We start from the raw sequence: 26,010 nt of genomic DNA on the forward strand, positions 1-26,010 counted from the left end.
AATCATCTCCGACGGTTTTATTTAGTAAAACTTTTACTAAAATGCATCATATCCGTTTAGTCCGTTCAGGGAGGCGATATGAATCGCTGGGAAAATCTTCAACTCACTCATGAAAACAGGCTGCCGCCACGGGCCTATTTCTTCTCTTACGATTCGCAGGCCCAGGCGCGTACCTTCGCCCGTGAAACCAGCAGCCGCTTTTTGTCCCTCAGCGGACAATGGAACTTCCGCTTCTTCACCAACCCGCTGCTGGTACCAGAAGCGTTCACTTCGCAATACCTTAGCGACTGGGGGCCGATCACCGTGCCGGGAATGTGGCAGATGGAAGGCCACGGTCAGCTGCAATATACCGATGAAGGTTTTCCCTTCCCGATTGACGTACCCTACGTTCCGACCGATAACCCAACCGGCGCCTATCAGCGCATCTTTACCCTCAGCGACGGCTGGCAGGATCAGCAGACCATTATTAAATTTGATGGCGTCGAAACCTATTTCGAAGTCTACGTTAACGGTCAGTACATTGGTTTTAGTAAAGGCAGCCGCCTGACGGCAGAGTTTGATATCAGTCACGCGGTAAACACCGGCGACAACCTGCTGTGCGTACGCGTGATGCAGTGGGCCGACTCCACCTACATTGAAGACCAGGATATGTGGTGGTCAGCGGGTATTTTCCGCGATGTGTACCTGGTCGGGAAAAATCCGCTGCATGTGCAGGATTTCACCCTGCGCACCGATTTTAATGACGACTATATTGACGCCACTCTCTCCTGCCAGCTGGTGCTGGAAAACCTCGCCGCCCAGGCGGGTGAAGTCACGCTGGAATATGCGCTGTTCGACGGTGAAAAAGCGCTATATGAAGGCACAACCCAGCGCCTGACCGTCAACCAGCAGCTGAACGTCGATTTTGCTATTGATGTGAAAGCGCCGCAGCAGTGGTCAGCAGAAAATCCGTACCTCTACCACCTGGTGATGACGCTGAAAAACGCCGCCGGGGAAATTATCGAAGTTATCCCGCAGCGCGTTGGCTTCCGCGATATCAAAGTGCGCGATGGTCTGTTCTACATCAACAACCGCTACGTGATGCTGCACGGGGTTAACCGCCACGATAACGACCATCTGAAAGGTCGTGCGGTGGGAATGGACCGCGTGGAGAAAGATCTGCTGCTGATGAAGCAGCACAATATTAACTCGGTGCGCACCGCCCACTACCCGAACGACCCGCGTTTCTATGAGATGTGCGACATTTACGGCCTGTTCGTGATGGCGGAAACCGATGTCGAATCCCACGGTTTCGCCAACGTCGGCAACCTGAGCGCCATCACCGACGACCCGGCATGGGAGCACATTTACGTCGAGCGTATCGTGCGCCATGTTCACGCGCAGAAAAACCATCCGTCGATCATCATCTGGTCGCTGGGCAACGAGTCCGGCTACGGCTGCAACATCCGCGCGATGTATCAGGCCACCAAAGCGCTGGATGATACCCGTCTGGTGCACTACGAAGAGGATCGCGACGCCGAAGTGGTGGATATCATCTCCACCATGTATACCCGCGTGCCGCTGATGAACGAATTCGGTGAGCATCCGCATGAAAAACCACGCATTATCTGCGAATACGCTCATGCGATGGGCAACGGCCCCGGCGGGCTCAGCGAATACCAGAACGTGTTCTATCAGCACGACAGCATTCAGGGTCATTACGTGTGGGAGTGGTGCGATCACGGTATCCAGGCCACCGACGACAGCGGCGCGGTATGGTACAAATTTGGCGGCGACTACGGTGACTATCCTAATAACTACAATTTTTGCCTCGATGGGCTGGTTTTCTCCGACCAGACCCCAGGGCCGGGGCTCAGAGAGTACAAGCAGGTTATCGCGCCGGTAAAAGTGCAGGCGACCGATATCACCCGGGGCGAGCTGCGCGTCGATAATAAGCTCTGGTTCTCCACGCTGGACGACTACACCCTGCGCGTTGAAGTACGTGCCGAAGGGGCCACGCTGGCGACCCAACAGCTTAAGGTTGCGGGGCTTTCGGCAAACAGCAGCCGCGATATCAAAATCGACCTGCCAGCGCTCGACGATCGCGAGACCTTCGTCAACATCATGGTGACCAAAGATTCCCGCACGCTCTACAGCGAAGCCAACCACCCAATCGCCGTCTACCAGTTCCAGCTTAAAGAGCAGACTGCAGCAAAAACGCCGCTGGTGAACGCCAGCGCCACCCCGCTGCACATCGCCGATGAACGTCTGAGCTACAGCATCACCGGGCACAACTTCCGCGTGGTGTTCTCGAAAGTCAGCGGCAAGCTCAGCGAATGGCAGGTGAACGGCATCGACCAGGTAACCCGCGAGCCGAAGATTAACTTCTTCAAGCCGATGATTGATAACCATAAACAGGAATACGAAGGGCTGTGGCAGCCAAATCATCTGCAAATTATGCAGGAGCATTTGCGTGAATTCAGCGCCGAGCAGTGCGGTGACACGGTGATTATCACCACCCGCAGCATTATCGCCCCGCCGGTTTTCGATTTCGGTATGCGCTGCACCTATCGCTGGCAGATAACTCCGCAGGGCCATATTAACGTTGAGCTTGAAGGCGAACGCTACGGTGATTACCCGCATATCGTACCGTGCATCGGCTTTATGCTCGGTATTAACGGTCAGTTTGAGCAGGTCAATTACTACGGTCGCGGGCCGGGCGAAAACTACGCCGACAGCCAGCAAAGCAACATCATCGACGTCTGGCGCACCACCGTCGACGACATGTTTGTGAACTATCCGTTCCCGCAGAACAACGGCAACCGCCAGCACGTACGCTGGGCCTCTTTTACTGACCGTCACGGCAGCGGCCTGATGGTGGTACCGCGCAGCCCGCTCAACGTCAGCGCCTGGCACTATACGGCGGAAAATCTGCACGCCGCGCAGCACTGTAACGAACTGCGACGCAGCGATGACATCACTCTGAATATCGACGCCCAACTGCTCGGCCTGGGATCGAACTCCTGGGGCAGCGAGGTGCTGGATAGCTGGCGCGTCTGGCTCAAACCGTTCAACTATGGCTTTACGCTGCTGCCGCTGGAAGGCGGGTGCGCTTCCTCGCAGAGGCTGGCGAATCATAGCTTTGACGCCGGTTTCTTTTCCTCCGATTCACACAGCGAGGCTGAAAAATGAGAATTCTCGATAATTTAGAACAATTTAAGCAGGTCTATCACAGCGGACGTAAATGGCAGCGCTGCATGGAAGCCATCAATAACATCGACAATATCCGGCCCGGCGTCGCCCACTCCATCGGCGATTCGCTCACCTATCGCGTGGAAAGCGATAGCACGACGGATGCGCTGTTTGTCGGTAATCGCCGCTATTTCGAAGTGCATTATTATCTGCAAGGTCAGCAAAAAATTGAGTTTGCCGCCAAAGATAAGCTCCAGACCGTCGCCTGCTACCGCGATGAAACCGACCGCGAATATTTGAAAGGCATAGGTGAAACCGTTCAGGTACATGAAGGACAAATGGTGATTTGCGATACCAACGAAGCTTACCGTTTTATCTGCGATTCACCGGTCAAAAAAGTGGTGCTTAAAGTCACGATTGAAGATGGCTACTTCCTGAATAAGTAAGCCTGCGTTAAGCAACAAGAGGCCAGCGGGTACACCCGCTGGCCGTCCCGGTTCCAGCCCCAAATCCGGGCTATATGATTTTTCGGAGGACATATGTCCGAATCAATTCGTGCCAAAATAGGTAAATTCGCCCTGCTGTCGATGGCGTTTACCGCCGTGTTTAACGTGCGAAATATCGTCAACAATAACATTGAGTTAGGTCTGAGCTCCGCGCCTATCTTCTTGTTCGCGACGGTGGTTTATTTTATCCCGTTTGTGTTTATCATCGCCGAATTCGTCTCAGCGAATAAAAATTCTGAGTCAGGCATGTACGCCTGGCTGAAACAGCCTTTAGGCACCCGCGCAGCCTATCTGGGGTCGTTCCTGTACTGGTTTGTAAACCTGTTCTTTTTCCTGTCGCTGCTGCCGAACGTGGTGGCCTACGCGTCGTACGCGATTATGGGTTACGCCATTCCCTTCTCGCCGATGGTCACTTCGCTTATCTCCATCGTCCTGTTCGCCATGGCCACCCATATCTCCACCAAAGGCGCGACCTGGCTTGGGAAAATCTCCGAATGCGTAGCCTATGGCGTCTTCGCGCTGTTTGCGATTTACGTTGTCGGCGCCTTTACTGCACTGGGCTCGGGTCACGTACCCGCGCAGCCGATTACGCTGCACGCCATGGCCCCAACCATTAACTGGGCTACGCTTGGCATCATGTGCTGGATTTTCCAGGCTGCGGGCGGGGCTGAAACCGTTGCCGCCTACCTGAACGACACCAAAGGCGGTCAGAAATCGTTTATTAAAGTGATCATCACCGCCGGAGTGCTGATAGGCGGGATGTATGCGCTGGGTTCACTGCTGGTCAACGTCTTTGTGGCGCGTGAAGATCTGACCTACGCGGCGGGCATGGTGGAGATCTTCACCGGCCTTGGCGCTTACTTCCATATTTCGGAAGCGCTGATGGGCCGCTTCGTCGGCATTATTCTGTTTATCGCCATCTTCGGCAGCATGATGATGTGGACTGCCGCACCGGTAAAAATTCACTTCTCTGAAATTCCTGCGGGCATCTACGGCAAAAAAACGACCGAACTCAACGCTCACGGCGTACCAGTACGCGCCGCCTGGTGGCAGTTTGTTTTTGTCTTTTTAATGCTTATTGTCAACGGCTTCGGCTCCGCCAGCGTTCAGCAGATGATGAATACCGCCATCAACCTGACCGCAGGCACCGCCATGCTGCCGCCGCTGTTTATTATGGTCGCCTACTTTGTTTTCCGCTGGAAGCACGATGATACCCCGCGCGACTTCCGCATGGGCTCAAGAAAGGTCGGCATGGCCGTGGTATCGATGCTGATCGTCATTTTCCTGGTCAGCATGACCGCCTCAGCGTTCCCTCCGGGCGTCGACCTGGTAAATGCCTTCTTTATCAACGTCTTTATGACCGCCGTTTTTTCTGGTCTGGCTTGGTGGTGGATAACCCGCTTTGAGAAAAAACAGCGCAATAGCCAGCAGGCGGCGCTGAATGGCGCGGAGAATCCGGCTAAATAAGCAACCCACTATCCCGCCTCCCTTTTCGGCAGGCGGGATTTTTTTGACCTGAAAGCAATGTCGTAGCCCTCAACCTTTTTCGTGATCGAGTTAAAGCAATTCAGTTTTACTTATTTTATTTACTAAATATTTTACTAAAATTAACTGTGATACTTAACTGCCTCTACCCTACAAACAACACAATCCCTTCAACTACTCTGCGAAGGATAATGTGTGGAGATGTGTTATGTCTGATACCAAACGTAATACCATCGGCAAGTTTGGCCTGCTGTCCCTGACCTTCGCTGCCGTCTTCAGTTTTAACAACGTTATCAATAACAATATTGAGCTAGGATTGGCGTCAGCGCCGATGTTCTTCCTCGCCACCTTGTTCTACTTCATCCCTTTCTGCCTGATTATTGCGGAATTTGTTTCACTCAATAAAAACTCAGAAGCGGGCGTTTACGCCTGGGTTAAAAGCTCACTGGGTGGACGCTGGGCGTTTATTACCGCCTACACCTACTGGTTTGTGAATCTGTTCTTTTTCACCTCGCTGCTGCCGCGCGTCATTGCCTATGCCTCTTACGCTTTTCTCGGCTATGAGTACATCCTGACTCCGATTGCCACAACGGTGCTAAGCATGGCGCTGTTTGCTTTATCCACCTGGGTATCAACAAACGGCGCAAAAATGCTCGGCCCGATTACCTCGGTCACATCATCGTTGATGTTGCTCCTGACCCTCTCCTACATCCTGCTCTCAGGCAGCGCGCTGGTGGGCGGTATTCAACCCGCGGATCCCATTACCGTGGATGCGATGATCCCGAACTTCAACTGGGCGTTTCTGGGCATCACTACCTGGATCTTTATGGCGGCTGGCGGCGCGGAATCCGTCGCGGTGTATGTGAATGACGTCAAAGGCGGATCAAAGTCATTCGTGAAAGTCATCATCATGGCCGGTATTGTTATCGGCGTGCTGTACTCGATATCTTCAGTGCTGATTAACGTATTCATCAGCAGTAAAGAGCTGAAATTTACCGGCGGATCGGTACAAGTCTTCCATGGGATGGCGGTATACTTTGGTTTGCCGGAAATTTTAATTAACCGATTTGTTGGCCTGGTCTCCTTTACCGCCATGTTCGGTTCGTTATTAATGTGGACCGCCACGCCGGTAAAAATCTTTTTCTCCGAAATTCCGGCGGGGATATTTGGCAAAAAAACCGTCGAGCTTAATCAGAACGGCGTACCGGCACGTGCCGCATGGATTCAATTCCTGATTGTCATTCCACTGATGATTATCCCGATGATGGGTTCTAATACGGTGCAGGATTTAATGAATACCATCATTAATATGACCGCCGCCGCTTCTATGCTACCGCCGCTGTTTATTATGCTGGCATATCTCAACCTGCGCCGTAAGCTCGATCATCTGCCGCGAGATTTTAAGATGGGCTCGCGCACGACCGGCATTGCGGTGGTTTCTATGCTTATTACCATTTTTGCCATCGGCTTCGTTGCCTCAACGTTCCCAACCGGCGGCAATATTCTGACGATTATTTTCTATAACGTTGGTGGGATCGTTATCTTCCTCGGATTTGCCTGGTGGAAATACAGCAAATATGTGAGGGGATTAACTCAGGAAGAAAAAATAATTGAAGCAGCGCCAGCCTCTGATGCTCCATGAGATGATTTTTTCTTAAAAAAAACAAACTACATTACCTCTAAATGAACCTATGAAAAATAATAACATTTTTTACTGGGCGCTGGCCGCCCTGGCTTTTTGCGCACCCACGCTCGCCGCCGAAACCGCTCTACCAGCGGAACATGATGATATGAAGACGCCAGAAATCGGCACGACTTCATACCGGTTTTACGGCGAGCTGGGCATTGGTGGATATATGGATTTAGAAGGCGAGGATAAGCACAAATATAGCGATGGAACCTATATTGAAGGCGGTCTGGAAATAAAGCACGGCAACTGGTTTGGCTTAATTTATGGCGAAGGCTGGACGGTTCAGGCCGATAATCAGGGTAATGCCTGGGTCCCGGATCACAGCTGGGGCGGATTTGAAGGCGGAATTAACCGCTTCTATGGTGGATATAAAACCGACAACAGTACCGAGATCATGCTCAGTCTGCGCCAGGACTCATCGCTCGATGACCTGCAATGGTGGGGCGATTTCACCCCTGACCTCGGCTACGTCATCCCCAATACGCGCGACATTATGTACGCGCTCAAGGTGCAAAACCTGGCGGGCGACTTCCGCTATAGCGTGACCGCCACGCCTGCCGGACATCATGACGAAGGCAAAGCCTGGCTGCATTTCGGTAAGTACGACCGCTACGACGATAAATATACCTATCCGGCGATGGTCAATGGCTACATCCAATACGATATCGCTAAAGATGTCACCTGGATGAACGGTCTGGAAGTCACCGACGGCACTGGGCAGCTGTTTCTAACCGGTATCCTCTCCCCCAACCTCGCCGCCCGCGCCTGGCACCACACCGGACGCGCGAGCGGGAAAAACGTTCCGGGTACCGAAACCGGCTTTATGGCCAGCGCCATGTACGAAGCGCTCAAAGGCGTTTATCTCTCCACCGCCTATAGCTACGCCAAACATCGCCCGGATAACGCCGCGGAGGAAACCACTTCATTTATGCAGTTTGGTATCTGGTACGAATACGGCGATGGGCGTTTTGCAACCGCCGCAGACAGCCGGTTCTACATGAAAAACGCCTCTGGCGATCCGAGCGACCAGGTTTTCCTGATGCAATATTTCTATTGGTAACAAGGGACAGAAATACCATGAAAATAACCACCACTTTTACGCCGCTGGCCTGCGCCCTGCTGCTAAGCTTTTCCGCCCATGCAGTGACCGCTGATGAGTTTAAAAACGTCATCAACCGTAGCGGCGCGCCGCAGTCTATGCAGGATTTTGATTACGATGACCACCAGCGCTTCAACCCGTTTTTCGATCTTGGCGCATGGCATGGACACCTGCTGCCGGACGGCCCTGCCACTATGGGCGGTTTTCCTGGTCCTGCGCTACTGACTGAAGAGTACATCAACTTTATGGCGACCAATTTTGATCGCCTGACGGTGTACCAGAACGGTAAAAAAGTCGCCTTCACCATGCAGGCGTGGAGCCTGCCCGGCGCGCTGGTTCAGACACTCTCCGCCCCCGGCGTGCAGGTTGAAATGACTCTGCGCTTCGCCAGCGCGCACACTTCTTTGCTGGAGACAAAAATCACCAGCGATACGCCGCTCAAACTGGTCTGGGACGGTGAACTGCTGGAGAAAATGACCTCGAAAGAGGGCAAACTGCTGACGACTAAAACCATTGATGAAGCCTTCCCGAGCTATCAGCGTCATCTGAGTGCAACCCGCGATGGTCTGACGGTGAGCTTTGGCAAAGTCCGCTCCGACTCTGATTTGATGACCTCCGGCGAATCGCAGTATCAGGTGCATCGCTCCCTGCCGACGGCCACCAAAATCGACGGCCATCGTTTTACCAGTAGCGCGCAGATAAACGGTTCTACAACAATCTATACCACCTACTCACACCTGCTGACTGCCGAACAGGTGCGTCTTGAGAAGGCGCAAATCCGCGATATTCTGGCGCGCCCGGCCCACTACCTGAGCGCTTCCGAGCAGCGCTGGAACGGCTATTTGCAAAAGGGGCTGACCAATCCTGACGCCACCGCAGAACAAACCCGGGTGGCAGTGAAAGCCATCGAAACCCTGAACGGCAACTGGCGCGCCCCCGGCGGTGCGGTGCAGCACAATACCGTCACGCCGTCGGTGACTGGACGCTGGTTCTCCGGCAATCAGACCTGGCCGTGGGATACCTGGAAACAGGCCTACGCTATGGCCCACTTCAACCCGGAGATCGCCAAAGAGAACATTCGCGCCGTCTTCTCCTGGCAGATTGCCGCCAACGATAAAGTGCGTCCGCAGGATGCCGGCTTCGTGCCGGATCTGATCGCATGGAACCTGAGCCCGGAGCGCGGCGGTGACGGCAGCAACTGGAACGAGCGCAATACCAAGCCAAGCCTGGCCGCCTGGTCGGTGATGGAGGTCTATAACGTCACCAAAGATAAAGCCTGGCTTGAGGAGATGTACCCAAAACTGGTGGCCTACCATGACTGGTGGCTACGCAACCGCGACCACAACGGCAACGGCGTGCCGGAGTACGGCGCGACCCGCGATAAAGCGCACAATACCGCCGACGGCGCGATGCTGTTTACCGTGAAAAAGGGCGATAAAGAAGAGACGCTCTCTGGCCTCAAAACTTATGAGCAAGTGACGGCGAAGGGCGAGTACGACAGCCTGGAGATCCCAGCTCAGGTGGCTGCCTCCTGGGAGTCCGGGCGCGATGACGCGGCGGTGTTTGGCTTTATCGATAAAGCGCAGTTGGATAAATACATCGCCAACGGCGGGAAACGCAGCGACTGGACGGTAAAATTCGCCGAAAACCGCGATCAGAGCGGCAACCTGCTCGGCTATTCGTTATTGCAGGAGTCGGTCGATCAAGCCAGCTATATGTACAGCGACAATCACTATCTGGCGGAAATGGCGACCCTCCTCGGCAAGCCGGAAGAGGCGAAACGCTACCAGGCGCTGGCGAAAAAGCTCGCCGACTACATCAATACCTGCATGTTCGACCCGCAGACAAAATTCTATTACGACATTCGTATTGAAGATCAACCGCTGGCTAACGGTTGTGCCGGTAAGCCTATCGTCGAGCGCGGCAAAGGCCCGGAGGGCTGGTCGCCGCTGTTTAACGGCGCGGCAACGCAGGCCCACGCCGATGAGGTAATTTCGGTGATGCTGGATAACAAAGAGTTCAACACCTTCGTGCCGCTGGGCACCGCTGCGCTGACCAATCCCGCGTTTGGCGCAGATATTTATTGGCGCGGTCGCGTATGGGTGGATCAACTGTGGTTTGGCCTGAAAGGAATGGAACGCTACGGTCACCGCGAAGAAGCGCTGAAGATGGCCGATGCCTTCTTCAAACATGCCAAAGGGTTAACCTCCGACGGCCCAATTCAGGAGAACTATAATCCGTTGACCGGCGCGCAGCAGGGAGCGCCTAATTTCTCATGGAGCGCGGCGCATTTGTATATGTTGTATAACGAGTTTTTCCGTAAGCCGTAGCGTTTTTCCCCTCACCCTCTCCCCATTGGGAGAGGGAACCGCCCGGTATCGTCTTCCCGGGCTACGACATCTCGGCAAATATCGCCGACAGCCCGCTACGCCGCTCGGTACGGGTGGCAATCGCCTGCGCCAGCAGGTTCTCATCGGCGTACATCGATAGCCGTGCTTTTGCACGGGTGATCGCCGTGTAAACCAGTTCACGACTCACCACCGGAACAATCTGCGTCGGCAGCACCAGAGCTGCGTGGGTAAACTCCGAACCCTGCGATTTATGCACCGTCATGGCCCATGCGGTATCGTGCTCGGGCAAGCGGCTCGGCTGTACCGATTTAATCGTGCCGTCCGGCATCGGGAACCAGACGCGCGTCCCCTGCCCGCGATCCAGCGCAATACCAATATCGCCGTTAAATAATCCCAGCGCGCTGTCATTGCGGGTAATCATCACCGGGCGACCTTCATACCAGCGTGAATGGCGCTGCGGCACAATCTGTCGATGGCGCGCCAGCAGCAGTTCAAACTGGGTGTTTAACCCGCTGACTCCCCACGGCCCTTCCCGCAGCGCGCAAAGAAGCTGATATTCGCCAAATGCCGCCAGCACATCGGCGGGGCTGGCGCGGTCGCGTAGTAATTGAAGATAATGACCGTAGCCTGTGCGCGCATCCTCGAGCATCGCAGCGTAATCGTCCGTTGTGCTGAGCGACTTGAGTTCAATATCGCTATACCCGCGCTGGAAGACCTCGCTGACGGCTTTTTTATCCCCTCGATTGACCGCGCTGGCAAGCTGCCCGATGCCGGAATCGCTGCCGAAACGGTAGCTGGTGCGCAGCAGACACAGGCTGTCACGCAGCGCGCTTGCGGCGTCGCCTTCACCGGCTGGAATCTCCGTTCCCACCAGGCGACTGAGCTCACGCGCGCGTTCGGCGGTATAGCCGTTGTTCACCCAGCTACAGATATCGCCCAGTACGGCGCCAGCTTCAACGGAAGCGAGCTGATCGCGGTCGCCGAGGAAAATCACTCTCCCATGCGGCGGCAGCGCATCAATCAGTCGCGCCATCATTGGCAGGTCAATCATTGAGGCTTCATCCACCACCAGAACGTCAAGGTGCAGCGGGTTATCGGCGTGATAGCGCATTTTCTGGCTGCCGGGCTGCGCACCCAACAGGCGGTGCAGCGTGCTGGCATCGGTCGGCAGCATCGCTTTTTGTTCATCAGTTAAGTTGAGCTTGCGCAGCGCCGCACCGAGGGACTCGGTTAATCGCGCGGCGGCCTTACCGGTTGGCGCGGCGAGACGAATACGACACTTTTGCGTGCCGGACATTTGCACCTGCGCTGCCAGCAGTTTGGCGACGGTGGTCGTTTTTCCGGTACCGGGGCCACCGGAGATCACCGAAATACGTCGCGTCAGCGCCACACCGGCGGCGACCTTTTGCCAATCGACCGTGTCAGCGGGCGGAAACAGCGCGTTCAGCGTGGCGGCAAGCAGCGGCACGTCAATCTCAAACGGCGACTGAGTGTCGCTAAAGAAACGCGCCACGGTCATTTCGTTGCGCCACATGCGGTTCAGATAGAGGCGTTGGCGGCTTAAAAGAAGAGGCGACGGACGCTCCCCCGCACTCACCGCCTGTGAGGCAAGCAGCAATGCTGACCAGTCCTCAGGCTCGCCCACAGCGGCAAAAAGCTGCTGCCATAATTCCCGCGCGCGCCCTTTTGGTTGCAGGGTTGGCGTCAGATGAGAGAGAGGTAAACAGACGTGGCCTTCGCCGGTATCGCGGCTGAGCATGGCGGCAGCGAGCATGACCGCCGGGTGTTCATTCTGCGCCACCATCCGCGCAAACTGCACGTCCAGCGGGCGTAATAGCTTGAGTTCTACGGCTTCCAGTAAGCCTTGTTCCAGCGTCATGCATCCATCTCCTGTTCAACGCCAGCAAACAGCGCATCCATTGCCATAATCAGCTCGGGATCGGGCCGGGTCGCAAATATCCCCTGCTGCCCCGCGCCGCCGTCGACGCCGCGCAGGAACAGATAAATCACGCCGCCAAAGTGACGCTCATAGTCATAATCGGCCAGGCGATGACGCAGATAGCGGTGCAGCGCCAGGCTATAAAGCTGGTATTGCAGGTCATAGCGGTGCGACTGCATCGCCTTTGCCATCGCTTGCTGAGTATAAGCTTCGCCATTTTCACCTAAATGGTTGGATTTGTAGTCCAGCAGGTAGTATCGCCCGTCATGACGGAACACCAGATCGATAAAACCTTTCAGCATGCCGCGTACCTGACGGAAATCTAGTTCCGGGCAGCCCGCCGAGAGCGGGTCGTAGCGGCGGGTCAGCGCGTCCAGCGCCTGGGCATCAAGCGTCTTTTCAATCGGCAGATAAAACTCCATCTCCACCTGTTTATCCCGCGCGCTCAGTTGGTTTAGCGCAATGCCGGTATCAGCCAGTGGTGCTGCCAGCACCTGCGAAATCCAGGCGGTGAGCACCGGCTCCCAGTGCTCGCCAAAGCCGTTGTTCTGTAACTGCTCGCGCATCCACTGTGCTGAAATCGGCTGCGTGAAGTCGAGGTCTTCAAACAGACTGTGCAGGAACGTGCCGGGCGAGGCGCCGCGGGGGAAGTTGTGCGGCGTCAGTTCCGGCTCCAGCGGTTCATCGCCGACACCGGCGGCGTCAATATCCAGACGCGGCAGCAGATCTTGCGCCACGCTATGTCCACGCTGCTGTAGGCCGGAATAGCTGGTCACGCGCCAGTCATCGATGATGCGCCGCAATACCTGCCGCGCGGTCAGATCCGGCATGGCGGCCTGCGTTGGCTGCCAGCGGGTATTATCCGGCGGCGCGGTTGGCGTCAGCGCAATATGTTCATCGCACAGCGCACGCAGGCAATCTTCAAGGCCTGCGGCATTAAGAACTTCGCCTTTTTGCAGTAATCGCCCCGGCGCACTGTGGTGGAGTTCGGTATCCGTGGGCTTATCGCTGCGCCGTGCGGTAAGCGGCGCGATACCTAAACTACAGTGCCAGATGGCGCGGGTGAGTGCGACGTACAGCAGTCGGAGGTCTTCCGCCAGGCGCTCGGCTTCAGCCAGCTCAAGGCTTTCATCACTTTCGTTAAGATCGAGCACGGCGGCAAAAGAGTTGCGGTCGTGGTAGAACGCCTGATTCTGCTTACGGAAGCGGGCGATAAACGGCAGCCAGACCAGCGGATACTCCAGCCCTTTTGATTTGTGGATGGTGACAATCTGCACCAGGTGTTTGTCGCTCTCCAGACGCATCTGCTGGCTGGAGGCGTTGGTATCCGGTTGGGCAATTTGTTGATTGAGCCAGCGCACCAGCGCATGTTCGCTTTCAAGCTGGGTGGCCGCCTCTTGCAGCAGTTCGCTCAGATGCAGAATATCGGTGAGACGCCGCTCGCCGCCGTGAGTCGCCAGCAGATTTTCCGCAATCGAACGGGCGCTCATCAGGGCGCGGAGCATCGGCATTACCCCACGACGCAGCCAGATATTGCGGTATTCCGTAAACTCTTCCACCAGCGCATCCCAGGCGTTTTCGTCCTGGTTTAGCCCGTCGATGTCCTGCGCGCTGAGGCCAAACATCGCCGTTGCCAGCGCGCTGCGCAGCGCGTTTTCACGTTCAGGCGTTAACACCGCTTGCAGAACCCACAGCAGTTCCTGTGCTTCCGGTGTTTCAAATACGCTGTCGCGGTTAGAGAGATAGACCGAGGGGATCGCCAACGCATTCAGCGCGTCGCGGATAAGCGACGCTTCCTGGCGGTTACGCACCAGCACGGTAATATCAGAAGCCTGTACCGGTTTGGCCTTGTCGCCGCGCCACAGCAGCGCCGTCCCGCGCTGGCCGCCGGTCAGCCAGTCGCGAATTTGCGCCGCACACTGCGCGGCCATAAAGTTCTGATAATCCCCTGCGCTAACGCCTTCGCCGGGCATCAGCCACAGGTTCATCGCCGGTTGATTTTCGCCGTCGACTTCAAAACGCAGCGAGGCATTTTTGCTTGCTGATTTCACCGGCAGGAACGGGATATCACGGAACATGAAGGGGTTATCAACCAGCCCAAACAGGCGGTTCACGCTCTCGACCATGCCCGGCGCAGAACGCCAGTTGGTGTCGAGAGTGTAGTGCGCCGCCACGTCGCCGCGCGCGCGCATGTAGGTAAAGATATCGGCACCACGGAAGGCGTAGATCGCCTGTTTTGGGTCGCCAATCAACAGTAGCGCGGTGTCCGGCTGCTGCCGCCAGATACGACGAAAAATACGGTACTGCTGCGGGTCGGTGTCCTGGAATTCATCGATCATCGCCACCGGGAAACGCTGGCGAATGGCGGCGGCCAGCGCATCGCCGCTGTCGCCATGCAGCGCTTCGTCAAGACGGCTGAGCATATCGTCAAAGCCCAGCTCGCCGCGACGACGCTTCTCCTGCGCCACCGCCTGACGGATTTCCGTCATCGCCTGCGCTATCACCAGGTCGTTTAAGGTGAGCGGCGAGGCCAGCAGCTGTTCAATGGCACTAAATAGGGGGTGCGTGGGCACTTCGCCGTCCGCTTTGGTACGCGAGGCGAGGAACGACTGGCTGAATTTTTCCAGCGCATCGGGGAGCTGGTAGTTTTTGCTTTCTTCTTGTGCCCAGAGGCTTATCTTGTCGATCCATTTGCCCTGGTTGCCGCGGTTAAACTTGCGGCGATCGATGCCGGAATTTTCCAGCAGCGCCTCCAGTTCCCCCACGTGCGCAAGCCAGCGTTGTTTGATCTCGTTAATTTGCGCGAGGATCTGCTGATGGCGCGACGCCAGCGTTTCCGTGGCGCTTATCGGCATTTTTAGCTGCGGCGCTTCGCCTTGCAGGTAGCGGTCGATCGATTTCAGTAGATCCTGCGGCCCTTTCCAGGACTCGACGATCACCTGCGCAATCTCGCGTTCCAGCGGATAGCAGTGGCGTCGCCAGAAGTCGGCGCAGGCCTGGTAGCGAAGCTGGGATTCGTCTTCGATAAGCTGCTGTTCAAACAGCATACCCGACTCAAACGCATTGAGGCTGAGCATACGCTGGCAGAAGCCGTGAATGGTAAAGACGGCGGCATCATCCATCTGCCGCTCAGCCAGCAGCAGAACGCTTGCCGCCTGCTGAAGGTCGTCGATTTCAGCCAGCAGGCTGGCGTAGAGAGGGTTGTCAGTCGCGTCACGCAGACAGGCGACGCGCAGCTCGTGAATGTTGCTGCGAATACGCCCGCGTAGTTCTTCGGTCGCCGCTTCGGTGAAGGTCACCACCAGCAGCTCTTCGACGTTCACCGGGCGGGGATAAGCGGCCTCGCCGCCCAGCCCCAGCAAAAGCCGCAGGTAGAGTGCGGCAATGGTGAAGGTTTTTCCGGTGCCCGCTGAGGCTTCAATCAGGCGCTCACCAAAGAGGGGTAAGCGCAGGGGATCAAGGGACTCGGCGGTGTCGGTCATTCGTTCTCTCGTCTCAAAGGTAAGGTTTGCTGCAACGCGGTAATACTCTGCCACACCTTCCAGCCTTCAGGGTGCGCGTAATCAACTTTGCCATTCTGGCTACCCGAAACCTGCGACAGTATCGTCATGCCCTGCGGTGCCACCACCGATTGATGGAAGAAGTCGGCCAGTTTCTGCGGCGTTAACAGCTTAATCTGGGCCACTACTTTAGCACGTGAATCAAAGGCCATATTACCGCGATCGAAATCTTTGCTCAGCTGCGAGGCTTCATCACCGAGCGTTTGCGGTGCTTGCAGCATGTCGGCAATTACCGCCTGCTGAATTTGCGCGAACTCTTCCGGTTTCATTGTGCGCAGTTTTTGCTCAGCGGTCGGGAAGAAGGCCTTAAAGCGTTCCCACAGGAAGGCCGGCTGTTTTTCGTTACTTTGCAGCAAGAATCCCATGCCCCACTGGCGACCCACGTTCATCGAAAAGGCAAATACGGCGTAGCCCAATTGCTCTTCGGTACGCAGTTGACCGTAGAACCACGGCTGGACGATCTGCGCCAGCATGGCGCTGGCCGCCGAGCTTGAGAATTCATCGACGTTTGGCGGCACAAACACCGCGGCAAGCGCCGAGTCGGTACTGCCACCGGCTTTTTCAAAGATAACGTTTTGCTGTTTGTCGACCACCACATCTTTATTGCGGCACCACTCGTTGCCGTGAGCGCCAAGCTGTGATTCAACGTGACGCGCAAGCGTTGTCGATTGTTCAACGGAGAGGTTGCCGACCACCATAAACTCAGGACGGCCGCCGGCCTTCAACTGGTCGCGGTAGTCCATCACCTCTTTTAAAGTAATCGCTGGCAGCAGCGCTTTACGATCTTCACGCTGGAAATACGGTACCTGAGACAGCATCTGCACCGGCATAATCGCCTGTTCGTAGGCTTTGCCTTTCTCGGCAGAGTCCAGCATTTGCATATACCAGGATTTGGCCTGTTCCAGCTGTTCTTCGGTTGGCGTATAGCTGAAGTAGCCTTGTAACAGCGCGTCGAAAAGCTGCGGCAAACGCTGGGTGTAGCCGTTGGCATTGAGCATCAGACCGTTGTTGGCACCGGTCGAGAAGCCGATCCCGCCGACGGCGGCCTGGTTGCTTAATTGGTCAAGCGCGATACCCGCCAGATAGTCGTTTAAGGCAAACAGCACCTGGCTTTTGGCGCTGTCCATCGCCTGTGGATTACGCAGGATCATGGTGATATCAGCTTTCGGTTCGCGAGCGAAATAGCGGCTCGGCATATACACCAGACGCAGGTTCGGCTCATCAATCATAAGCTTCGGCTGCGCATAGCTTTTGTCGCTTTTAATCAGCGTGAAGTCATCTGGAATATACGGGTTCAGCTGCGGCAGACTCAGGCTGATACCGCTTGCCGCCTTCTGCCATTTGGCAAAGGTGTCGGCGCTGATTTTATCAACCTGATACGGCGCATCGACAAAGTAAGCCACTTTATTGTGCGGCTCTTTTGGGCTGATGTACCAGATGCGCGCATTCTGCGGCGTCATCATTGCCAGCCGGTCTCTTACCGCCTGGGCATCATATTGATCGGCAATGTTGACCGCGTCCAGCGTGTGCTGAACCGGCACGCGGATCATGGTGTCCGCCAGCCACTCAACGTAGTCCATATTGCGGTTAATCGAAGGGTAGCGGAAGTCGAGATCCAGCACATGCGCCAGCTCGTCGAAGTCTTTTTTGTCGATGCCCTTTTGACGCATTAAATCGAGGTAGCTAAAGATTGCCGCCACCACTTCATCGCGGTGGGCAAGGCCTTTGTCGGTCAACGTCGCGGAGATAGCCAGCACGCCGCTATTGCCGTTCACAACCGGGTCAGAGTCGGCACGAATCCCCTCAACCAGCCCCTGCTTTTGCAGCCAGTCGGATAACGTTCCCGGGGTTCGGTTACCGATGAGGTAAGTGATCAGTTCGTCAGTTTTGCTACGGAACTGGGCAGAGTTGTTGTCGATACGGAACTCTACGCGCAGCACTTTACGCGGCAGCGCGGGCACGTAGTGAATCACAATACCCTTTTGAGCATCGGTCACAACAGGTACGTTGATTTCCGGGCGTTCAATTGATTTATTCGGCACGCGACCGTAGGTCTCGGCGGCAATTTTCGCCAGCTCTGGCAAAGGTTTGTTGCTATAAATGACCGCCTTCATCAGATTGGCGGAGTAGTACTTATCACGAAACGCCCGCAGCGCGTCGTATACCGGGCTGTTCGGTTTATCGCTGAGCGTTTCGAGGTTGCCCCCGGAGAAACGCGAGCCCGGGTGCGCCGGGTTAATGGTTTCGGCGCTAACCTGCGCCATGCGCATGCCGTCACGGGTGCGCGCCATGGTCAGTTCGGCGTTCACCGCGTTACGTTCGCGGTCGACATATTTTTTATCCAGCAGCGGTGCGGCTATGGCGTCAGCCAGGCGGTCAACGGCGCCTTGCAGCGCGTCGTTTTCCACTTCCAGATAGAAAGCGGTGCGATACGGCGCGGTGCTGGCGTTGTGGCTGCCACCGTGCATTTTCAGGAATTCAGCAAGATTGTCAGGCTGCGGATACTGCTTTGAGCCCATCAGCGTCATGTGTTCGAGGTAGTGCGCAAGGCCGGGATGATCGTCCGGGTCTTGCAGCGAGCCCACCGGCACCACCAGCGCAGACAACGACTTCACTGCCTGCGGATCGGAAACCAGCAGAACAACCATGTTGTTAGCAAGCGTAATAGCTTGATATTGACGGGGATCTTTTTCGCTTTTACGGATGGTTTCCTGAATCGGTTGCCATCCGGTGTCAGCCTGACCGACGGTGGCCCAAAAGGCGGTGACGAAAACAATCATACTCAACAAGACACTGCGGGGCATTCACGGACCTCATCATTAACAAATACGACTGACAACTCTTTATGCTCATGCGGATAACCCGGCGAGCGCACCTCTCCGGGATCCCCCGAGCGCTGGCAAACGGCCTTGCTCGGGCTACCTCTCATCAGTCCGTGACGCGTTGCGCATAGTAATTGAACGGCTCACATTGCGCAATTTTTATACAATCATGCCGACTGGTTAAAGCGGAATACGGGGAGCAGATAGGGCGTCGTCTGTTCGATAATCGCCTCATACTGTGCGGGCTCCAGAGTGCGCCACAGGCGCTGGTACCAGACATCGGCCCCTTCCCCGCTGACCACCATATTACCTTCGTACGCCTGCAAAAATTTACTGCGGGCTTTTTGCTGCGAATCGTCGTCCCTTAAGATGGCATCATTTTGGACATCGTAACAGGCTTTTATCCATGCGCCGCCGCTCTCAGGCAAGAACAACAGCGGCTGACACATGCCCTGACGGTAACCTTGAACCAACTGTGCAAGGTAAGCTTTTGCTTCATCGACAGAAAGTGCCGGGAACGACCACTCGCCCTCTTTTCTCAGCAGCAGCCGGCTTTCACCGGTGCCGCCGCTTGCACAGTAGACAAGGTGTTCCAGCCAAAGTTGCATTCCTTGCGAAACGCTAAGCAAAGAGGGACGCCAGCGCAACAGCCCATTGTCCTGAACCTGCGGTAACCAGCCGGTTATGTTAACGCCGTCGCATTCAAGATCGATTTCCATGCTTTGTCCGGGCCGACGGTAGCCAATCACTCGGTCAGCCAGCGCAGACATCTCCTGACGCTGCGCTTCCCAGGCAATTTCACCAAATGGGCCATACGGGAGTTCCCCTGCCGCGCGATAGCGGCGGTACATCTGTTCCGGCTCTTGTTGCTCAATCAGCGTGTTGAGTAACTGCTGGTTAAGCTGATAGCGGGTGAGACCTTCGAGAGTAAACGGCTCGGTATCGGGGATATCGCTCTCTTCACTGCGGAAATTAACCTGCAGCCGCATCTGGAAGAAAGCGCGCACCGGGTGACGCCAGAAGCGCTGGAGCTGTTCAAGCGTCAGGGTGGTGAATTCAAGCGGTGCCAGCGGCTTGATAAAATCAGCGTGTGCTTCCCCCTGCTGGCTTGCCGCCGCCAGCCATTCGCGGGCATAGCTTTGCAGTTCATCCGCCCGGTAGTTTTCAGCATCAAACGGCATACGGGTATGCAGGTGCATAATGTGGTTTTTAACCCGCTGCTCGCTCTCGTCGCAGTTGAGCGCTTCGTCGCCTTTAAGGCAGTGGCTTTGGCCAATATAGTCGAGTAGCTCCTGCACCAGGACTGATGGGTAGCGTTCGCTGTTATCCTGAATTGAACGCCCGATATAGCTGATGTAGAGCGCTTTTTCCGCCGACATCATCGCCTCAAGGAACAGGTAGCGGTCATCATCACGACGGCTGCGGTCGCCGCGCAGCGGCTTCTGGCTCATCAGGTCAAAACCTAACGGCGGCAGCGCGCGGGGATAGATACCGTCGTTCATCCCCAGCAGGCAGACCACTTTGAACGGGATAGAACGCATCGGCATCAGGGTACAGATATTGATTGGCCCCGCCAGGAATCGCTGGCTGATACGTTCCTGATCCAGACGTTGCGCCAGCTCGTCGCGCAACAGCGACAACGGCACTTCTCCGGCGTACTGCGACTGTACGCCCTGGGCGATAATCGCCTGCCACTGCTGCTCAATGAGCGTCAGTGCGGCTTCGGTATCTTGATCGGGCAGGAAGAAGTCGTTGAGCATGTCGCGGCATACCGGCAACCATTCTTCCAGCGTGCGCGACTTCGTCAGCACCTGCCGCCAGCGGTTAAGCTGCATCAGCAGCGAGGCCAGATGGCCGACCAGCTCGGCAATCAGACCGCTGGATTCGTCATACGGCAGGACATCCTGCCATTCACCTTCGCGGCTCTCCATGGCATACCCCAGCAGCATACGCGTAAGGCCAAAGCGCCAGGTGTGCTGCCCGGTCGCCGGGAGATCCAGCTCGCGGACGTTATCGTCGTCCATGCCCCAGCGCACGCCGGACTCATTAACCCACTGACGCAGGTGCAGTAGCCCGGCTTCATCGATGTTGAAACGCGCCGCCAGCACGGGAACGTCGAGCAGCGCCAGCACATCTTCGCTGGTAAAACGGCTGTCCGGTAGCGATAGCAGCGTGATGAACGCCTGCATTGCCGGATGCGCCTGGCGTGCCCGACGGTCAGAAATAGCGTACGGCAGATAACGTTCGCCGGTAGCGCTGCCGAATACGGCCTGGATAAACGGGCTGTAGCTGTCGATATCCGCCACCATCACGATAATATCGCGTGGCGTGAGCGTCGGGTCGGCTTCTAACATCGCCAGCAGCCGGTCGTGCAATATCTCCACCTCACGCTGTGGGCTGTGGCAGACGTGAACGGTGAGGCTGCGGTCGTCTGGCGACAGCGGGCGCTTAGCGGCGCTACTGATAAACTCTTCCGCGGTGCGCCCCGCGACGGCACCGTTTTTCAGCTCCAGCACATCGTATTGCACATTGTGCAGTAGGTTGTCGGGTTCGATATCAACAAACGCATCCAGTTCCTGATAGCGCTCTAACCCAGCTAACAGATAAATGTAGTCCCGTCCCAGCTTGCCCCACGAAGCCAGCAGCGGGTTGCCCACGTCCTGCTCGCCGTCGTCGTTGAAAAGACCGGGCGCGCTGGTGGTGTCCTGGAACAGCGGCAGTTCACGCTGCTCGCGGTAGTGGCGGCGCTGACGGGCCAGCAAACGCGCCAGAAAGGCAGGATCTTTAATATCACCCCAGTAATAACGACATGGGTTGGTGAACAGCACGTAGATATCGACATGCTTGCCCAGCGCCTGTAGCGCTTGCAGATAGACCGGCGGCAAGGCGGAGATACCGCAAATAAACACGCGTGACGGTAATCCCGCAGGCGGTTCACTGCTGTTTTCGAGCGTGTTGATGAAACGCTGATACAGATTGGCACGGTGCCACAGGGGTTGCCCCAGTTCAGCAGTATGCTGCACCAACGCTTTCCACAGCGGCGCTTGCCACTGCTGCGCATCCCCCACGCCGTCAACGAAAGCACCGGCTTCCCACTGGGTAAGCCACTGCGGGCGGTAGACCAGATACTGGTCATAGAGGTCGGCCACGCGCGAGGCTAGCTGGAAGAGCTTGCGCTTGTCGGCATCGTCAGTCAGATAGTGGCGTAGCGGAGTGAAAGCCTCGTTATCCAGCATGCCCGGTAGCAGGGTCATCAGCTTCCAGCTCATACTCTGTTTATTAAAGGCGCTCTCGCCGGGGATTTCCGGGAGTACGCGGGTAAACATATCCCAGATAAAGCTCGCGGGCAGCGGGAAGTCAATGTTAGCGGCAATACCAAAACGCGTTGATAGCGTCATCTGTAGCCACTGCGCCATGCCGGTACTTTGCACAAGGATCATTTCAGGCTCGAACGGATCAGCCAACCGGTCCTGCTCAACGATAAATTCCATCAATGCTTCCAGCACATCCAGACGGTTAGAGTGGTAGACCCGTAACATTTTCGCTCCTGACTACTGACTGACCGGGCAATGCAGACGCGTTATGCGCCCCTGCTTGCCCAGAGGGGTGGTAATAATAACATTGATGCTGACACAAGGTGGTGATGATGTCTTTAGACGCTGGCTATGCCAGCCTTCGGGCAAGGCCATCTCTTGTAACTGCGTTTGTCCAACGCTATAGCGCCACATTTGACGGTACTGGTTAAGCTGTAGGCTGCTGGTTGCCAGCACACGGTAATACCCGCCGAGCGCGGTCACGACGCTGACCATCAGAAACATCGCCAATATGACCTCCGGCAGGCTAAAGCCGCGCGGTGTTAATTTGCCTGACATAGCGCCGCCTCCGTTAAGGGACAAAAATCGCTCCAGCCGTGCGGTGAAAAATGCAAACCTGCCGCCGTCCACTTCCCGGACTGCCACAGCCGAAGCGTCTGGTTTTGCGCTACCAGCAGCAGCGTGCCGTCAGCAAATAGCCGCAGACAGGCGCGGCTGGCCTCATCGTAGGCCAGGCATTGCTGCCCTGCCGCCAGCGTCCACGGCTGAAATTTCCCCCATTGCAGGGCCGAGTGCACGCTTGCCAGATTGCGCAGGACAGGCGTCTCATCATTGACCATTGCCCGTTGCTGATACTGTGCTTGATTAAGCCCTTGCAGCATCAGGCTGCCTAACACTAGAAGCATCAGAACCATCGCCAGAGAAGAGATACCACGTTGACGATTCATAGGTTATACCCGGTCACGCTGTACTGAGCATTTGCCGTTTCACCGCGTCCGGTAGACGCCGAAAGCTTAATGGCAAACTCCGGCGGGAAGCCGCTGTGCACCGTGCGTGTCACCTGAAACCCGGTGAGCGTCATCGCCGCAGGTTCGCTCATTTTATCCCAGCCTTTTCCTTCACAGGTTGTCGTGCCCCGAAGCGTTTCCAGCGCACCGGCGTTCAGTCGAAAACCGATACTGTCGGCTTTATCGGCGGGAGATGTCTCCCATTGACCGTTACTATTGCCATCCCAGCGGACAATAAGACAATCCCCTTTGGGGGCAAGATACACCGCTTCTCCACGGCAATGATCACCCGCACAATAGCCCGCGCGCTGGAGATGTTTCGCTATCGTGAATAGCTGCTGCCAAAGATCATCTTCCAGCGTTTGTTGACGCATCTGCTGCATAATGCCGAACTGTAACGAGGGGAGAAAGCGGGAGGCGCCCAGGAGAAGAATGCTGCTGATAGCCATCGCAATCAGCGTCTCCAGCAGTGAAAAACCCCGCATCAGCATGTTGACTCCTCACACAGGCGAATACGCCCCCAGCTTGATATCACGATGTTCCAGCTCCCCGCCGCGCTTGAAAGCGCGACACTTCCCGCCCAGGCGGTGTTGCGCACGCCAAAGAAGGTCAGATTTGGTGTTATTTTGCTAAGACTCACCTCTGTCCATAGCGGCTGAAAAACCGCAGGGTTGCCCGACGGGCAGTCGGCCAGAATCGAATCATCAGCGACCAGACACCAGCGCTGCGCCGTGCGGTTAACCCGCACACGGCGGTCGGCGTTATGCCAGTTTGCATCGTTTCTTAGATAGAGCAGGTAATCACGTATTGCGCTGGCAGTTTGCCAAAGGCGCTGTGATTGCTGCCAGCGTTGCCAGCCGTACAGGCCGGAGGCGCTAAGGATAAGCACCATCGAGATCACGATTAAGGTTTCGATAAGGGTGTAGCCACGTTGTCTGTTCATGGCGGCGAGTATGGTGGGCGCAAAATCGCATGGCGAGGACGTGATTTTGGTTTTACGTGAAGCCTCGGGGAAAGAGTGACGGGTTGCAGCAATGATGCGGGAGAACTGGAACGCGTTACGCAAAATGGGGCGGTGGGTTCCCGGCGTCGCGTTGCTCGGCCGGGCTACCAGACACATAAAAAAACCGGTGCTTTTGAGGGCACCGGTTTTTTCATCACCGCTGGATTAAATTGCCACTGGCGCTTTAATCCCGGGATGCGGGTCGTAACCTTCAATTTCGAAGTCGTCAAAACGATAGTCGAAAATGGAGTCGGGTTTACGCTTGATAATCAGTTTCGGCAACGCACGCGGTTCGCGGGTTAATTGCAGCGCGGTCTGTTCCATATGGTTGCTGTACAGGTGAGTATCCCCGCCGGTCCAGACAAAATCACCCACTTCAAGGTCACACTGCTGCGCCATCATATGCACCAGCAGCGCGTAGCTGGCGATGTTAAACGGCAGGCCGAGGAACACGTCGCAGGAGCGCTGGTAGAGCTGGCAGGAGAGCTTGCCGTCCGCCACGTAGAACTGGAAGAACGCATGGCATGGCGCCAGCGCCATTTTGTCCAGCTCGCCAACGTTCCACGCCGAAACGATGATGCGGCGTGAGTCCGGGTCATTTTTCAACTGGTTGACGACGGTGGTGATCTGGTCGATATGACGACCGTCAGGCGTCGGCCACGCGCGCCACTGTTTGCCATAGACCGGGCCTAAGTCGCCATTTTCATCGGCCCATTCATCCCAGATGCTGACGTTGTTTTCATGCAGGTAAGCGACGTTGGTATCGCCCTGCAGGAACCACAGCAGTTCGTGAATGATGGAGCGCAGGTGGCAGCGCTTGGTGGTCACCAGCGGGAAACCGTCTTTCAGGTTAAAGCGCATCTGGTGGCCAAACAGCGAGACCGTGCCGGTCCCGGTGCGATCGTTTTTCGGGGTGCCCTCATCGAGCACCTTTTGCATCAGTTCGAGATACTGTTTCATGCTTCCTCAGGAAATCTGTTTCTGCGGACGGCGAAACGCCCAGACCATCATAATGATACCCGCAAGCACCATTGGAATGGAAAGGATCTGTCCCATGCTAATGTACTGCACCCATTCACCGGTGAACTGCTGATCCGGCTGGCGGAAGAATTCACAGATGATACGGAACATACCGTAGCCAATCAGGAACAGGCCAGACACAGAACCCGTCGGACGCGGTTTGCGGATAAAGAAGTTCAGGATGATGAACAGCACAATCCCTTCCAGCGCCATTTCATACAGCTGAGAGGCATGGCGCGGCAGCGAGCCGTAGGTATCAAACAGGGTCTGCCATTCCGGGTGCGATGGCAGCAGTGCGATATCTTCCGCGCGAGAGCCCGGGAACAGCATGGTGTACTTGAAGCCTGGGTCAACGCGGCCCCACAGTTCGCCGTTAATAAAGTTACCCAGACGACCGCAGCCCAGGCCGAACGGAATCAGCGGTGCGATGAAGTCGGAGACCTGGAAGAAGGTACGCTTGGTACGTCTGGCGAAGATAATCATCACCACGATGACACCAATCAGGCCGCCGTGGAACGACATGCCACCGTCCCAGACGCGGAACAGATAGAGCGGGTCTTGCAGGAACAGGTCAAAGTTGTAGAACATGACGTAGCCGATACGCCCACCGAGGAACACCCCGAGGAAGCCCGCGTACAGCAGATTTTCAACTTCGTTTTTCGTCCAGCCACTGTTTGGGCGATTGGCGCGGCGCGTGGCCAGCCACATTGCGAAGATAAAGCCGACAAGGTACATCATGCCGTACCAATGCAGGGAAACCGGTCCGATGGAAAAAATTACCGGATCAAAGTCCGGGAAACGCAGATAACCACTATTCATCTGTCACCACAAGTGCTTGTTATTCCGCCGAAAAAGTGGACAGCGGTAGAGATGCGCGTCGTAGGCTTCAGACGCTCCAAAGTGGCGAATGATAGCACAAGGACGACGAGAGGGGATGTGGGGAAGATGTAAAAGATATGTATAAGCGCCGGAGCTTCCCCGGAGTCGGCGTAAACGCCTCGTCCGGGCTACCGCAGAGATTGCCGGATGGTGGGGATTGGTAG

Annotated in this window: 16 protein-coding genes; 6 read left to right on the forward strand and 10 right to left on the reverse strand. The window is 56.1% G+C overall.

The features are described 5' to 3' along the window. The first annotated feature begins 78 nt into the window (after positions 1 to 78). The 6 genes from ebgA (at position 79) to ygjK (ending at position 10,281) form a co-directional block, all read left to right on the forward strand. Positions 79 to 3,171, forward strand: a complete 3,093-nt coding sequence (ebgA, locus tag ACIPDS_RS06690) for a beta-galactosidase subunit alpha (RefSeq protein ID WP_400733999.1) — start codon at positions 79 to 81, stop codon at positions 3,169 to 3,171. Then, entirely contained in the window at positions 3,168 to 3,617 is a 450-nt protein-coding gene (locus tag ACIPDS_RS06695; protein WP_400734002.1) for a beta-galactosidase subunit beta, read from the forward strand. The genes ebgA and ACIPDS_RS06695 overlap by 4 nt, the downstream gene beginning before the upstream one ends. A 93-nt stretch (positions 3,618 to 3,710) precedes the next feature. Further along, positions 3,711 to 5,144 (forward strand): amino acid permease, encoded by a 1,434-nt coding sequence (locus tag ACIPDS_RS06700; RefSeq protein WP_400734005.1) that lies wholly within the window; start codon positions 3,711 to 3,713, stop codon positions 5,142 to 5,144. Positions 5,145 to 5,370: 226 nt separating this feature from the next. Further along, a complete protein-coding gene (locus ACIPDS_RS06705) occupies positions 5,371 to 6,804 on the forward strand; it encodes an amino acid permease (protein WP_400734008.1) in 1,434 nt (477 codons plus the stop codon). A gap of 49 nt (positions 6,805 to 6,853) precedes the next feature. Beyond that, positions 6,854 to 7,912, forward strand: coding sequence for a protein YgjJ (ygjJ, locus tag ACIPDS_RS06710; RefSeq protein WP_400734011.1), 1,059 nt, complete (start codon positions 6,854 to 6,856; stop codon positions 7,910 to 7,912). 17 nt (positions 7,913 to 7,929) lie between these two features. Further along, positions 7,930 to 10,281, forward strand: coding sequence for an alpha-glucosidase (gene ygjK / locus ACIPDS_RS06715; protein WP_400734014.1), 2,352 nt, complete (start codon positions 7,930 to 7,932; stop codon positions 10,279 to 10,281). A gap of 61 nt (positions 10,282 to 10,342) precedes the next feature. Here the strand turns inward: ygjK and recD are convergent, their stop codons facing one another. The 10 genes from recD to lgt all read right to left on the reverse strand — a co-directional run bounded on the left by recD (position 10,343) and on the right by lgt (position 25,786). Then, positions 10,343 to 12,181, reverse strand: coding sequence for an exodeoxyribonuclease V subunit alpha (gene recD, locus ACIPDS_RS06720; protein WP_400734017.1), 1,839 nt, complete (start codon positions 12,179 to 12,181; stop codon positions 10,343 to 10,345). Then, positions 12,178 to 15,723 carry an exodeoxyribonuclease V subunit beta gene (gene recB / locus ACIPDS_RS06725; protein WP_400734020.1) on the reverse strand — a complete coding sequence of 1,182 codons (3,546 nt, stop codon included), beginning with the start codon at positions 15,721 to 15,723 and terminating at the stop codon, positions 12,178 to 12,180. Before recB ends, recD begins: the two co-directional genes overlap by 4 nt. Next, entirely contained in the window at positions 15,720 to 18,605 is a 2,886-nt protein-coding gene (gene ptrA / locus ACIPDS_RS06730) for a pitrilysin (protein WP_400734023.1), read from the reverse strand. The genes recB and ptrA overlap by 4 nt, the downstream gene beginning before the upstream one ends. Positions 18,606 to 18,790: 185 nt before the next feature. Next, positions 18,791 to 22,162: an exodeoxyribonuclease V subunit gamma gene (recC, locus tag ACIPDS_RS06735; RefSeq protein WP_400734026.1), complete on the reverse strand. Its 3,372-nt coding sequence runs from the start codon at positions 22,160 to 22,162 to the stop codon at positions 18,791 to 18,793. Between the two features lie 12 nt (positions 22,163 to 22,174). Beyond that, a complete protein-coding gene (locus ACIPDS_RS06740) occupies positions 22,175 to 22,495 on the reverse strand; it encodes a prepilin-type N-terminal cleavage/methylation domain-containing protein (RefSeq protein ID WP_400734029.1) in 321 nt (106 codons plus the stop codon). Then, on the reverse strand, positions 22,480 to 22,884 hold the full coding sequence (locus tag ACIPDS_RS06745; RefSeq protein ID WP_400734032.1) for a DUF2509 family protein: 405 nt from the start codon (positions 22,882 to 22,884) through the stop codon (positions 22,480 to 22,482). Before ACIPDS_RS06745 ends, ACIPDS_RS06740 begins: the two co-directional genes overlap by 16 nt. Beyond that, positions 22,881 to 23,435: a prepilin peptidase-dependent protein gene (locus tag ACIPDS_RS06750; protein WP_400734034.1), complete on the reverse strand. Its 555-nt coding sequence runs from the start codon at positions 23,433 to 23,435 to the stop codon at positions 22,881 to 22,883. The genes ACIPDS_RS06745 and ACIPDS_RS06750 overlap by 4 nt, the downstream gene beginning before the upstream one ends. Next, a complete protein-coding gene (locus tag ACIPDS_RS06755; protein WP_400734705.1) occupies positions 23,429 to 23,887 on the reverse strand; it encodes a prepilin peptidase-dependent protein in 459 nt (152 codons plus the stop codon). The genes ACIPDS_RS06750 and ACIPDS_RS06755 overlap by 7 nt, the downstream gene beginning before the upstream one ends. 225 nt (positions 23,888 to 24,112) lie before the next feature. Beyond that, a complete protein-coding gene (gene thyA, locus ACIPDS_RS06760; protein WP_400734036.1) occupies positions 24,113 to 24,907 on the reverse strand; it encodes a thymidylate synthase in 795 nt (264 codons plus the stop codon). A 6-nt stretch (positions 24,908 to 24,913) separates the two neighbouring features. Next, positions 24,914 to 25,786, reverse strand: coding sequence for a prolipoprotein diacylglyceryl transferase (gene lgt, locus ACIPDS_RS06765; RefSeq protein WP_400734038.1), 873 nt, complete (start codon positions 25,784 to 25,786; stop codon positions 24,914 to 24,916). Between the last annotated feature and the right edge of the window lie 224 nt (positions 25,787 to 26,010).

Source organism: Kluyvera sp. NPDC087067 (genome assembly GCF_044745165.1).
In the GTDB taxonomy this organism is placed as follows: domain Bacteria; phylum Pseudomonadota; class Gammaproteobacteria; order Enterobacterales; family Enterobacteriaceae; genus Kluyvera.

Excerpts from the sequence above, each read along its gene's own strand:
- ebgA (WP_400733999.1), top strand. The coding sequence starts at position 79 with ATGAATCGCTGGGAAAATCTTCAACTCACTCATGAAAACAGGCTGCCG.
- ACIPDS_RS06695 (WP_400734002.1), top strand. The coding sequence starts at position 3,168 with ATGAGAATTCTCGATAATTTAGAACAATTTAAGCAGGTCTATCACAGC.
- ACIPDS_RS06700 (WP_400734005.1), top strand. The coding sequence starts at position 3,711 with ATGTCCGAATCAATTCGTGCCAAAATAGGTAAATTCGCCCTGCTGTCG.
- ACIPDS_RS06705 (WP_400734008.1), top strand. The coding sequence starts at position 5,371 with ATGTCTGATACCAAACGTAATACCATCGGCAAGTTTGGCCTGCTGTCC.
- ygjJ (WP_400734011.1), top strand. The coding sequence starts at position 6,854 with ATGAAAAATAATAACATTTTTTACTGGGCGCTGGCCGCCCTGGCTTTT.
- ygjK (WP_400734014.1), top strand. The coding sequence starts at position 7,930 with ATGAAAATAACCACCACTTTTACGCCGCTGGCCTGCGCCCTGCTGCTA.
- recD (WP_400734017.1), bottom strand. The coding sequence starts at position 12,181 with ATGACGCTGGAACAAGGCTTACTGGAAGCCGTAGAACTCAAGCTATTA.
- recB (WP_400734020.1), bottom strand. The coding sequence starts at position 15,723 with ATGACCGACACCGCCGAGTCCCTTGATCCCCTGCGCTTACCCCTCTTT.
- ptrA (WP_400734023.1), bottom strand. The coding sequence starts at position 18,605 with ATGCCCCGCAGTGTCTTGTTGAGTATGATTGTTTTCGTCACCGCCTTT.
- recC (WP_400734026.1), bottom strand. The coding sequence starts at position 22,162 with ATGTTACGGGTCTACCACTCTAACCGTCTGGATGTGCTGGAAGCATTG.
- ACIPDS_RS06740 (WP_400734029.1), bottom strand. The coding sequence starts at position 22,495 with ATGTCAGGCAAATTAACACCGCGCGGCTTTAGCCTGCCGGAGGTCATA.
- ACIPDS_RS06745 (WP_400734032.1), bottom strand. The coding sequence starts at position 22,884 with ATGAATCGTCAACGTGGTATCTCTTCTCTGGCGATGGTTCTGATGCTT.
- ACIPDS_RS06750 (WP_400734034.1), bottom strand. The coding sequence starts at position 23,435 with ATGCTGATGCGGGGTTTTTCACTGCTGGAGACGCTGATTGCGATGGCT.
- ACIPDS_RS06755 (WP_400734705.1), bottom strand. The coding sequence starts at position 23,887 with ATGAACAGACAACGTGGCTACACCCTTATCGAAACCTTAATCGTGATC.
- thyA (WP_400734036.1), bottom strand. The coding sequence starts at position 24,907 with ATGAAACAGTATCTCGAACTGATGCAAAAGGTGCTCGATGAGGGCACC.
- lgt (WP_400734038.1), bottom strand. The coding sequence starts at position 25,786 with ATGAATAGTGGTTATCTGCGTTTCCCGGACTTTGATCCGGTAATTTTT.